Genomic DNA, 10,912 nt, shown 5'->3' with positions numbered 1-10,912 from the left:
GTCGAAGACGAAGGAGCCTTCGCGCTCGCTCCATCCAAAGTTGTCCCCGGCACGGACTTCGTGGCGAACCGCCCGGGCCGCGCCGCGTTCCCTCAGCGGGTTGCCGGCATGGTGGCGAACTCGCCGGCTAGCTCCGACTCGACGATCGTCGCGGCGGACGGCCGGCGACCGGCCGGCGCCCGCCGGGCGGACGGGACGGCGAGGGCCGCGAGCGCGGCGGCCAGGGCGATCGCCGTGAGGACGAGAAATCCCATCGTGAAGCCGGCCTCCCGGGGCAGGCCGTTGGCCTGCGGGTGGGCGGTGATCACGCCGCTGACCACTGCCGCGCCGATCGCGCCGCCGATGGTGCGGATGTTGGCGTTCATGCCGGTCGCCACGCCGGTCTGGCTGGCGGGCACGCTGGCGACGATCAGGTTGGCCATCGAGGCGAAGGCCAGGCCGATACCGAGGCCGACCAGGCCACCGGCGATGGCGACCTCCCAGCGGGTGGCGTGCGCGGTGGCGAGCATCGCGGAGGCGGCCACGTTGAAGGTGGCACCGGTGGCGAGCTGCGCCTTGGCGCTGAAGACGGCCTGGAGTCGCCCGGCGATGACGCCGGCGACGAACATCGCGCTGACCATCGGGAGCATGAGCAGACCGGCCTGGCTGATGCTCGCCCCGAAGCCGTAACCGGCGGCGGTCGGGGTCTGCAGGAACTGCGGGAGGAACGCGTACATGGAGAACATCGACGCGCCGTAGAGCAGGGCGACCAGGTTGGTGGTCCACACGCCGGGAAGGCGCATCATCCGCATGTCGATCAGCGGGTTGCTGGAACGCAGCTCGGTGACCAGCCAGCCGACCAGCAGCACCACGGCGAGGGCGAGCAGACCGAGCACCCGGATGGAGGTCCAGCCCCAGGCTGCGCCCTGACTGATCGGCAGCAGCAACGCGACGAGCCAGCCGGAGAGCAGCAGCGTGGCGCGCCAGTCGATGCGACCGGGGGTGCGGACCGGCGACTCGGGCACGAACAGGTGCGCGGCCACGGCGGTCAGCCCGACCACGATCATCGGGATCCAGAACAGCCAGCGGTAGTCCAGGGTGCTGACGATCGGGCCGGCCAGCACGATGCCCAGGCCACCGCCGACGGCGACGATGGCCGAGATGGCGGCCACCGCGGTGGAGACCCGGGCGGCCGGGAACTCGTCGCGGATGATGCCGAAGGACAGCGGGAAGACCGCCCCGCCGATGCCCTGCACGACCCGGGCGAGGATGAGGACGCCGATGTTCGGCGCGATGGCGGCCAGCAGGCAGCCGAGGGCGAGGGCGGCGAGCGAGACGACGAGCATCCGCTCCTTGCCGACCATGTCGCCGACGCGTCCGAGGATCGGCGTGAAGATCGACGCGCTGAGCAGGTAGGCGGTCAGGACCCAGGTCACGGTGTTCTGGGTGGTGTGCAGATCCTGCTGGATGGTCGGCAGCACCGGGGTGATCAGCGACTGGAGCATCGCGAAGAACCCGGCGCCGGCCGCGAGCACGGTGAAGGTGAGCCGACGCGAGCTGCGCCGGGAGGTCACTGCCACGAGAGAAAACTCCCTGATTACGTACGGGAATGAAGGCTTGTCGCCCGTCGTCCGTGACGGGGTGGTCTGTCGGGGTCCGGGCGATCGGGGTGGCCAGGCGGCGATCGGGCGGGTCCCGAGGTAGAGTAACCGGAGGCAGGCCTCCGGGATTCCGGAGGGGTGCCTCCGCTAAGCTAGCGGAGGGCATCCTCCGGATGCAAATAGAGTGAGGTGACGCACGTCATGACCAGCCCGGGGCAGGCGCCCGAGGTCTTCGCCCAGCGGCCCAAGCGGGCCGACGCGCGGCGTAACTACGACGCCCTGATCGCGGCTGCGCGCGAGGCGTTCGCCGAGAACGGCGCCGCCGCCTCCCTGGAGGACGTGGCCCGTCGGGCCGGCGTGGGCATCGGCACGCTCTACCGCAACTTCCCGACCCGCCGGCACCTGTTCGAGGCCGTCTACGTCGAGGAAGTCCGGGCGCTGTGCCACTCCGCCGAGGGTCTGGCCGAGCTGCCACCCTGGGACGCGCTGGTCGCCTGGCTGCACCGCTTCGTCGCGTACGTCGCCACCAAGCGGGCGCTCGCCGAGCAACTGCTGCACGACTCCGAGATCTTCACCAGTTGCCGGGCGGAGATCTTCTCCGCCGGTGAGCCGCTGATGCGTCGCGCCCAGGTCGCCGGTGTGGTCCGTGACGACATCGGCTTCGACGACGTGGTGCGGTTGATCAGTGGCCTCACCATGGCCCAGTTCCCGTCGCCGGAGCAGCGTGACCGGGTCCTCGGCGTGGCCCTGGACGGCCTGCGCCCGCCCGCCACGCCGCGCTGACTCCCCGCCTCAGCACACCGCGCTGACCGCTCAGCCCACTGATCGGCGGTCGACCAGCAGCAGCCACTCGTCGTCGAGGCGTTCCACTGTCGTGCCCGCCGGCCAGCGGTGACCACTGTCGGCCACCGCCCGGGCCTGCTCGACCTGCGGCGGCCGGCTGAACTCCGTGTCGCGGAAGCTGACCATGCTGTGGAACCGGGCCCGGCCGAAGTTCGCGGCGTCGAGGAAACGGGCCCGGTCGAACAGCGCCTCCGCGCCGAACACCGTCCAGCGGAACAGCGCCATGTTCGTGAAGCGGACGGCGTGGAAGCTGGCCGACCGACCGAACTCGGTGTGCTCCATGGACAGGGCGCCGTCGAAGACGGCTTCCCGGAACGAGGTGACGTCCTCGAAGCGGGTGGCGTCGAAGCTGGTCGGCTGGCCGAAGGTCACCCGGCGCAACGAGGTCGGGCCGGTGAAGCCGGCTCGCCGGCAGGACAGGCCGCCGGTGAAGGCGGCACCGTCGAAGCTGGCCTCGCCGCCGACCCGGACGCCGTCGAGGACGACCTCGCCGTCGGCCACGAGCCCGTCGACGACCACGTCACCGAACGTCGCCGCCCCGAGCAGCAGCCGCCCCCGCGCCGTCGCGCCCGCGAAGGTGGTCGTACCGGTGAACACCGCACCGGTGAAGTTGGCGTCGACGAGTGTGCAGCCGGCGGCGTCGAAGTCGACGAGCGTGGCGCCGGTCAGGTCGAGCGTCAGCTCCGGCCAGTGTGCCGCGTCGTCCGCGCGTAGGTGCCGGGTCAGCACGCGCTGCGCGCTGCGCCGGACCTCCGTCTCGCGCGGCTCGCCGTCAGGCGCCGGCATCCGCAGGTACGCGCAGAGCACCGCCGCGATGGTCGGGCGCTGCCCCGGGTTGTCCTGACCGAGGCGCTCCAGCGCGTGCAGGCCGCCGAGGCGTACCGCCGCGCTGTCGTTGCCGAGCAGCTCGACCGCCCGGGTGTAGAGCTCGGTCAGTCGACGCTCCGCCGCGTCGTGCTCGGCGGCCCCGGACTGCCGATCCTGGTGGCGCTGGGCGGTCTCGGCCACCGCTTCGGCGTGCGCCTGCACCCGGTCGCGGTGCGCCTGGTCGCGGGCGGCGACGCTCTCCTGGTGCCGTTGCGCGCGTTCGGCGATCCACTGACGTCGGGCGGCGAGCAGCAGCGCGAGCCCTCCGCCGGTGCCGGCGACGACGGTCAGGCCGGTGCGGATCGCGTCGATGCGCAGCGTGGCGCGGGTGTCCGGTTGGTTGGCCCGGTCGGCCTCGGTGAGCAGCAGATCCAGCACCAGCCAGCCCAGGGCGATGGCGGCCAGCAGGCCGACCAGGACCAGCCACCACGGCATCACCCGCAGCTCGCGCTCGGAGGGTTCGTCGACAGCCACGGCCACAGCATGCCAGCGACCGCCGGTGTCCGATATGGAGCGCGGCGGTATGACCGTTTGCGCCCCCGCCGGAACAACGGGTTACCGGCGCGTAACAAGTCATTGACGTTTCTAAATTGTTGCGGGCATGATCGTCGCACGGTCGACCGGACACCCCCACCCACCTGCCCGGTTCGCCGGGTGCCTCCCCCCCCGGAGGTGCAGCCATGCTGCTCCGAAAGACCGCCCTCGTCCTGGCCCTCAGCACCGCCGCGCTGCTGGCGTCCACCGCCACGGCGACCGCCGCCCCCGCCTCCACCACGACGCCCTCCGCCTCCCAGGCCGCCAGCGCCACGCCCTTCGCCGCCGCGGCGGCCAACCCCGTCATCGTGGTCGGCGGGCTCAGCGGCGTCGCCGTCGCGTACGAGCCGATCGCCGCCCGGCTGCGCGCCGACGGCTACCGCACCTTCATCTACCAACTACCCGGGCTGGGCCTCGGTGACATCCCCACCTCGGCGCGCGCGTTGGCCGGCTACGTCGAGCAGGTACGCGCCACCACCGGCGCGGCGAGCGTGGACGTCGTCGCCCACTCCGAAGGGGGCCTGGTCAGCAGGTACTACCTCAAGCGGCTCGGCGGCACCGCCACCGTCGGTCGCTACGTCAGCCTGGGCACACCCCAGTACGGCACGTACGTCGCCAACATCGTGGCGTTCCTGGGCCTGGGCAGCTGCGCCGGCGTCGTGGCCTGCCAACAGATGACAATCGGCTCGGCGTTCCTCGCCGACCTCAACGCCGGCGACGACACCCCGGGCGCGGTGCGCTACACCACCGTCCGCACCCTGCAGGACGAGCTGGTCCGACCGACCGGAAACGCCGCCGTCAACGACGGCGCGACGAACGTGCTGATCCAGTCGTACTGCCCACTGCGGGTGGTGGGGCACCTCGGCCTGGTGCTCGACGGCACGGCGTACACCATCGTGCGCGGCGCTCTGGTCGACGGCCCGGTGCGACCCAACTGCCTCGCGCTCTGACCCGCCGCGGTGCGGCGGTCCCGCAGGGGGCCGCCGCACCCCAGCCGTCACGCCGAGTGTCGGGTGCGCGACGATCCCCCGAAACGGTGTGGCAGACATCGGATGCCCTCGATAACCTGCTCCGGCTGTCCATTCCCGACAGTGGACGACGCCCGCCGAGAAGGAGCAGCGCTCATGACCGAGCCGCCCACAGTGCCGCCGGAGAACACCCCGCCGACCGTGCCGCAGCTCGACGTCCGGGCCGCCCAACCGCCGTCGGCCGACACCCCACCACCCACCGGCGGGTTCGCCGACCGCCCGCCCGGCTACCCGAGCGCGCTGGTCTGGCTGCGCGCCGGGATCCTGCGGGACTGGCGCGGCGTGCTCGGCGCGTTCCTCGCCACCTGGTTCTACCTGCCGGTCGCGCTGCTCCTGGCGGTCTGGGGTGGTCTCACGTTCGGCGTCGTCGGGCTCTTCGCCGTCGGGACCGGCGCCGACGACCAGGTGCCCCAGGTGCTGCGCGACGCCCCGCTCGTCGGCCCCCTGGTCGAGGCGTTCCTGACCCGCTCCGGCGGGTTGCTCGGCGGCGTCGCCGGCTTCGCCATCGGCTTCCTGGTCGGCTTCCTCGCCGTGCTGGCCCTGCCCTGGATGGGCGTCGCCGACGAGCCGTTCGCGCTGCTCACCGGCCTGATCGGCACCGTGGTCGCAGCGGCGCTGATCGGAGTCCTCTACACGCTCTACCGGGTGCTGCTCGAACCTCGCCTGCTGGTCGTCTCGGGGGCGCGCCAGCCCAGCCGCCGCGAGTACGCGCGGCTGCGCCCCGTGCTCGACGACTGCGCCCGACGGCTCGGCCTGCCCAGCGTGCCCCGGCTGCTCATGGAGGACGACCCGGTCCTGAGCAACGCCCGCACGTACGCCCGGCACGTGGTGGTCACCACCGCCGTGCTGGCCGAACCGGACGACGAGGTGGCCGCGCTGCTCAGCCACGAGCTGGTGCACTGGCGCACCGGGGACGAGATCACCAGCGCCTTCGTCCGCGGTGTCGGCCTGCCTCTGACCCTCGCGCACGCCCTGCCGACCTGGCTGATGCGGACGTTCCCCCATCCGGGCACCAACTTCGTGGTCTTCGTGTTCTTCTGGCCGGTGCTGCTCACCATGCGGTACGTGGTGCTGCCGCTGCACGCCCGCGACGTGCGCGCGGCCGAGTACCGGGCCGACCTCGGCGCCGTGCTCACCGGGCACGTCGACGGGCTGCGGCGCATCCTGGAGCGGCGGCTGTCCTTCGAGACCGGCCGCAGTGGCTGGGACGAGGCGGTCTGCGCCACCCACCCGCCGCACGAGCTGCGGCTCGACGCGTTGGAGCGGGCCTCGGTGGCCGGTGTGCCCGCCGGGGCGACCGAGCCCGTCACCGTCGAGCGGCTGTTCAACGACTCCGGCCCGGTCGGCACCCGCCGCACGTGGCTGCTGGTCGGCGCCCTCGCCCTGGTCGCCTGCCTCGGCACCAGCGGCCTCGGCGTGGTGCAGTGGGCGTTCTTCCGCCCCCAGGCGGCGATCGACGGCTACTTCTCCGCGCTCGCCGACCGGGACAGCGAGGCCGCCCTCGGTCACCTGACCGACCAGGGCGACGGCACCGACCGTGACCTTCTCGCCAAACTGCTGCGCGGCAAGGGCTACCAACCACCGACCGACGTCGAGATCAGCTCGTTGGAGCGCGACGGCGACACCGCCACCGCCGCCGTGGCGTACCGGGTGGGTGACGCGCGCCAGAGCGGCACCCTCACCCTGCGCCGCGAGGACGAGACCACCGCCGGCCTCTTCCACGGCTGGCGGTTGAGCGGTGGGCCGACCGCGCTCAACGCCTCGATCGCCGAGCCCGGGGTGCGGCTCAACGGGGTGGAGTTGCCGGTCGCCACCGAGGGCGCTCCGCTGGTGCTGCTGCCCGGCGGCTACACCGCGACCGGTCCGTCCAGCGCGCTCAGCGAGACGCCGGGCGCGACGGTGCTGGTGGGCGCGGGGCAGGGCGCCGCCACCCTGCAACTGACGCCCGTGCTCAAGCCGGCGGCGATCGACGCGGTCGAGGCCCGGGTACGCGCCTGGTTGGACGAGTGCGCGAAGCAGACCGTCGCCGCCCCGCCCGGCTGCCCGTTCCGCTACTACGGCGGCACCGCGCAGAAGGTCACCTGGAAGATCCTGGAGTACCCGGAGATCGCCGTCGAGTTGACCAGCCCGAGCACGGCCCGGGTGTCCACCCCGGTGGAGACCCAGGGCAGGGTGCAGGTCAGTGGCACCACCACGTACTTCGGCAGCAGCTCACCGTTCACCGACGACAACGCGCTGACCGTCACGGGCGTCGCGACCGCCGACGGGGACGACGTCACCTTCCGACCCTCCACCAACTGACCGGGAGCCAGACCGTGACCGACAGCGACGCCGCAGCCCGGCTGCCCGTCCGGCTGACCATCAACCCCCGGCAGCGGCAGTCTCCCTCGGTCGATCTGCTGACCTGGATCCACCGCCGCCCCGAGTACCGACCGGTGGTGCGCACGGCCGGCGGCGGCGGAGGTCGGCCAGGCTTCAGCGACGCGGTGATCATCGCGGTGCTGGCCCAGGGGCTGCTTCCGGGGCTGTTCAACCTGTTGCAGTCCTGGGTCGACCAGCAGCGCACCGAGGCCAGCATCCGGATCCAGGCGGGGGACACCGAAGTGGAGTTGCAGGTGAGCGGGCGCACCGACTCGGCGCGGCTGCTGGCCCAGGCGACGGAGGCGCTCCGCGCCGCCCGGGAGCCCGGGTCAGAGCCCGGCTCGAAGTCCGGCTCGGACGCCACCGGCTGAACCGACGCCGCCCGGACGCCCCGGGCTGCCCCCGGCACCGTCGCACGGTCCGGACGCCGCCGGCTGACCCGGCGGCGTCCGTACCGGTTGGTCAGCTCGCCTTGGCGAGCGCCTCGAACTCGTCGTCGGTGAGCCGCACGTCGGCCGCGGCCACGTTCTCCTCCAGGTGCGCCACCGAGGACGTGCCGGGGATCGGCAGCATCACCGGGGAGCGGCGCAGCAGCCAGGCCAGCGCGAGCTGCGCGGGCGACGCGCCGTGCGCGTTGGAGATGGCGTCCAGTGGGCCGCCCGGGCGGGCCAGCTCACCGGTCGCGATCGGGAACCACGGGATGAACGCGAGGTCGTTGCGCTCGCAGTACTCCAGCACGTCCTCGGCGCTGCGGTTGGCGAGGTTGTACAGGTTCTGCACCGACGCGATCGTGGTGATCGCCCGGGACTCCTCGATCTGCGCGACGCTGACCTCGGACAGCCCGATGTGCTGGATCTTGCCTTCCTCCCGCAGCAGCGCCAGCTCACCAAGCTGATCGGCGAGCGGCACCAACGGGTCGATCCGGTGCAGCTGGTACAGCGGGATGCTGTCCAGGCCCAGGTGCCGCAGGCTCAGCTCGCACTGCTGGCGCAGGTACTCCGGGCGGCCCAGCGCACGCCAGTCGCCGGGGCCGGAGCGGCTCAACCCGGCCTTGGTCGCGATGACCAGGTCATCGGCGTACGGGTGCAGGGCCTCCCGGATCAGCAGCTCCGACACGAACGGTCCGTACGAGTCGGCCGTGTCGATGAACGTCACGCCCAGCTCGACCGCACGGCGCAGCACGCGTACCGCCTCGGCCGGGTCCTTCGGGTCACCCCAGACACCCGGGCCGGTGATCTGCATGGCCCCGTAGCCGAGCCGGTTGACTGTGACATCGCCGCCGATCCGGTACGTGCCGGACGCCTTCGCGGGCTGCTCACTGATGTTTGTCGCCATTGCCCGATCCCCAATCGTCTCGTCGTGGCGGGCGTGGACAGCGCGGGCGTGAAGGGCCCACCCGCCACCGATGGATCATCCCCCGGAACCCCGCCGCCATGCCGCCGGTCGGCCGAGTGTGGGGGCTGACACGCCGTCAGCGCGCCGAAGCGAGTTGCCGCGAAGCGCCCGGTACGACCGGGTTGTCCGTGCGACGCTGGCCGGAGCCGGTGCGTTCCGGCGCGACGGCGGAGGGAGCACCCATGGGAGTGCCGCAGGTCAACTTCGCGCTCGACACGTACGAGTGCATCGTGATCTATCCCGGCGCGGCCGGGCGGGCCCTGCCCGCGGAGACCGTGCAGCGGTTGCAGGCGGAGCACGCCGAACACATGCAGGCGTTGCAGCGACGCGGCATCGTCCTGGTCGCCGGCTCGGTGGACGGGCCGGCGCGCGAGCCGGATCCGCCGATCGGCTTCGGGCTGGCCCGCACCGGCAGCGTCGAGGACGTCCGCAGCGTGCTGGAGGCCGACCCGGCGGTGCAGGCCGGGCTCTACCGGGTGGAGGTGCTGACCTTCCTCTGCCCGGCCGGTTCCCTGGAGTTCCCGCTGGTCAAGGCGGACAGCTGAGCCGCCGGTCCATCGGTGGCTGTCGTGATGGCGACGGCGCTCGACCGCTTGCCGGTGTTACGGTCGCGCCCAGCGCGGGCCGCCGCCGGGGCGTACCCGGTGTCGTGGGTCGGCCCGGTCGAGGAGTCGCCATGGTCTCCGCCGCCACCCCCGATGTCGCGTCCGCCACCGCCCGACTGCGTGCCCTGCTCGGCGACCGGCTGCACGAGCCGGGCGATCCCGGTTACGCCGCCACCACCCGGCTCTGGAACGGCGCGGCGACCCGGACACCCGCACTCGCCGCCGCAGTTCAGGACGCCGGCGAGGTGGCCGAGGCGGTCCGCGTCGCCACCCGGTGCCACCTGCCCCTCTCGGTCCGCTCCGGCGGGCACGACTGGGCCGGCCGGGCGTTGCGCGACGGCGCTCTGGCGCTCGATCTGACCGGGCTGCGCGCCGTCCGGGTCGACCCGGACGCGGCCACGGTGACCATCGGCGGCGGTGCCACGGCCGCCGAACTGCTGGCCGCCACCCGCGAGTACGACCTGGTGGTCCCCACCGGCGTGGTCGACGCCGTGGGGATGGCCGGGCTGACCCTCGCCGGCGGGTACGGCCCACTCTGCGGCCGGTTCGGTCTGGCCCTGGACAGCCTGCTCGGCGCGGAGGTGGTTCTCGCCGACGGCCGCCGGGTCACCGCCGACGCCCGGCACGACGCCGAGCTGTACTGGGCGCTGCGCGGCGGCGGTGGCAACCTCGGCATCGTCACCGAGCTGCGTTTCCGCGCGCACCGGCTGCCCGCCGTGCTGGCCGGCATGATCATGTTCGCGCTCTCCGAGGCGCCGGCCGTGCTGCGCGGCTACGGCGCGCTCGTCGCCGAGGCCCCGGACGAGCTGACCGTGATGGCCGGTTTCCTGCCCGGCCCGGCCGGCGAGCCGGTGATCTTCGTCTGCCCGTTCTACAGCGGCCCCGACCTGGACGCCGCAGCGCCGTGGATGGACCGGCTGCGCGCGCTGGGCACCCCGCTGGTCGACCAGATCAACCCCATGCCGTACGCGGACGCGCTGCGGATGTTCGACGGTGGGATGGTCGACGGCAACCACTACCTGCTGCGGACCCGGTGGTTGCCCGCGCTCACCGACGGCGCGGTGGACACCCTCGTCGACGCGGCCCGGCAGGTCTCCTCGCCGTTCTCCGCGCTGGCCGTGCACCACTTCCACGGCGCGGCCACCCGGGTCCGACCCGCTGACACGGCGTTCGGGCTGCGCACCGATCACCTGATGGCCGAGATCATCGCGGTGTGGGCGCCCGGCGATGACGCCGCTCCGCACCGCGAGTGGGCCGAGCGGACCTCCGCGGCGCTCGCCCCGCACGCCCTGCCCGGCGGTTACCCCAACCTGCTGGCCCCGGAGGAGACCGACCGGGTCCGGCTCGCCTACGGCGCGAACTGGGCGCGGCTGCGCCGGGCCAAGCGCCGCTACGACCCCCGCCACCTGCTGCACGCGGTGCCCACCCTGCCACCCCCGGAGCACCCCGAATGAGCCGCCGCCCGGGGTATCCCGGTGTGCCCGGAGGAAGCCGCCGCCCGCCGCCCCCGGGGCACCCGGAATGAGCCGCCGCCGGGAGCACCCCGACAGCGCACGCCGACACAGGCGTACGATTCCCGGCGCGCGGTCGCTGATGCCCGTCGCCACAACGTTCCCGGTGCGGTTCTGCCCGCCGGCCCGACGCGCACCGCGCGTCGTTGGACACCTGTCCCACTGCCTGCAAGGGGTCGGCCCCGAGT

9 protein-coding genes are annotated in these 10,912 nt (G+C 73.2%); 6 read left to right on the top strand and 3 right to left on the bottom strand.

Annotated features, from left to right (window positions below; genetic code table 11):
• Positions 1–92 precede the first annotated feature (92 nt).
• Entirely contained in the window at positions 93–1,559 is a 1,467-nt protein-coding gene (locus AB0877_RS30905) for an MFS transporter (RefSeq protein ID WP_366613260.1), read from the bottom strand.
• Positions 1,560–1,781: 222 nt separating this feature from the next.
• Here AB0877_RS30905 and AB0877_RS30900 point away from each other — a divergent pair, with 222 nt between their 5' ends.
• Positions 1,782–2,363, top strand: a complete 582-nt coding sequence (locus tag AB0877_RS30900) for a helix-turn-helix domain-containing protein (RefSeq protein WP_366613268.1) — start codon at positions 1,782–1,784, stop codon at positions 2,361–2,363.
• Positions 2,364–2,393: 30 nt separating this feature from the next.
• On the opposite strand, the gene AB0877_RS30895 is transcribed toward AB0877_RS30900, so the two are convergent.
• Positions 2,394–3,764 carry a pentapeptide repeat-containing protein gene (locus AB0877_RS30895; RefSeq protein WP_366613258.1) on the bottom strand — a complete coding sequence of 457 codons (1,371 nt, stop codon included), beginning with the start codon at positions 3,762–3,764 and terminating at the stop codon, positions 2,394–2,396.
• A 206-nt stretch (positions 3,765–3,970) separates the two neighbouring features.
• Here AB0877_RS30895 and AB0877_RS30890 point away from each other — a divergent pair, with 206 nt between their 5' ends.
• The 3 genes from AB0877_RS30890 (at position 3,971) to AB0877_RS30880 (ending at position 7,584) form a co-directional block, all read left to right on the top strand.
• Positions 3,971–4,774: an alpha/beta fold hydrolase gene (locus AB0877_RS30890; RefSeq protein WP_366613256.1), complete on the top strand. Its 804-nt coding sequence runs from the start codon at positions 3,971–3,973 to the stop codon at positions 4,772–4,774.
• Between the two features lie 174 nt (positions 4,775–4,948).
• Entirely contained in the window at positions 4,949–7,153 is a 2,205-nt protein-coding gene (locus tag AB0877_RS30885) for a M48 family metalloprotease (RefSeq protein WP_366613254.1), read from the top strand.
• Between the two features lie 14 nt (positions 7,154–7,167).
• The gene (locus AB0877_RS30880) at positions 7,168–7,584 is read left to right on the top strand and encodes a hypothetical protein (protein ID WP_366613252.1); all 417 of its coding nucleotides are present in this window, start codon (positions 7,168–7,170) and stop codon (positions 7,582–7,584) included.
• Between the two features lie 91 nt (positions 7,585–7,675).
• Here AB0877_RS30880 and AB0877_RS30875 read toward each other — a convergent pair whose 3' ends face one another.
• Entirely contained in the window at positions 7,676–8,548 is an 873-nt protein-coding gene (locus AB0877_RS30875; protein WP_366613250.1) for an aldo/keto reductase, read from the bottom strand.
• Between the two features lie 242 nt (positions 8,549–8,790).
• Here AB0877_RS30875 and AB0877_RS30870 point away from each other — a divergent pair, with 242 nt between their 5' ends.
• Together AB0877_RS30870 and AB0877_RS30865 are read left to right on the top strand one after the other, a co-directional pair.
• On the top strand, positions 8,791–9,153 hold the full coding sequence (locus AB0877_RS30870; RefSeq protein WP_357235410.1) for a YciI family protein: 363 nt from the start codon (positions 8,791–8,793) through the stop codon (positions 9,151–9,153).
• Positions 9,154–9,284: 131 nt separating this feature from the next.
• Positions 9,285–10,667, top strand: a complete 1,383-nt coding sequence (locus AB0877_RS30865; RefSeq protein ID WP_366613248.1) for an FAD-binding oxidoreductase — start codon at positions 9,285–9,287, stop codon at positions 10,665–10,667.
• Positions 10,668–10,912 lie beyond the last annotated feature (245 nt).

Source organism: Micromonospora sp. NPDC047644, assembly GCF_040704315.1.
Lineage (GTDB): Bacteria > Actinomycetota > Actinomycetes > Mycobacteriales > Micromonosporaceae > Micromonospora.
The sequence above is the reverse complement of the archived record's forward strand: the minus strand, read 5'-3'. Positions and strand labels throughout refer to the sequence as shown.

Coding starts and splice junctions, on each gene's coding strand:
- AB0877_RS30900 (WP_366613268.1), top strand. CDS start 1,782: ATGACCAGCCCGGGGCAGGCGCCCGAGGTCTTCGCCCAGCGGCCCAAG.
- AB0877_RS30870 (WP_357235410.1), top strand. CDS start 8,791: ATGGGAGTGCCGCAGGTCAACTTCGCGCTCGACACGTACGAGTGCATC.
- AB0877_RS30890 (WP_366613256.1), top strand. CDS start 3,971: ATGCTGCTCCGAAAGACCGCCCTCGTCCTGGCCCTCAGCACCGCCGCG.
- AB0877_RS30875 (WP_366613250.1), bottom strand. CDS start 8,548: ATGGCGACAAACATCAGTGAGCAGCCCGCGAAGGCGTCCGGCACGTAC.
- AB0877_RS30885 (WP_366613254.1), top strand. CDS start 4,949: ATGACCGAGCCGCCCACAGTGCCGCCGGAGAACACCCCGCCGACCGTG.
- AB0877_RS30865 (WP_366613248.1), top strand. CDS start 9,285: ATGGTCTCCGCCGCCACCCCCGATGTCGCGTCCGCCACCGCCCGACTG.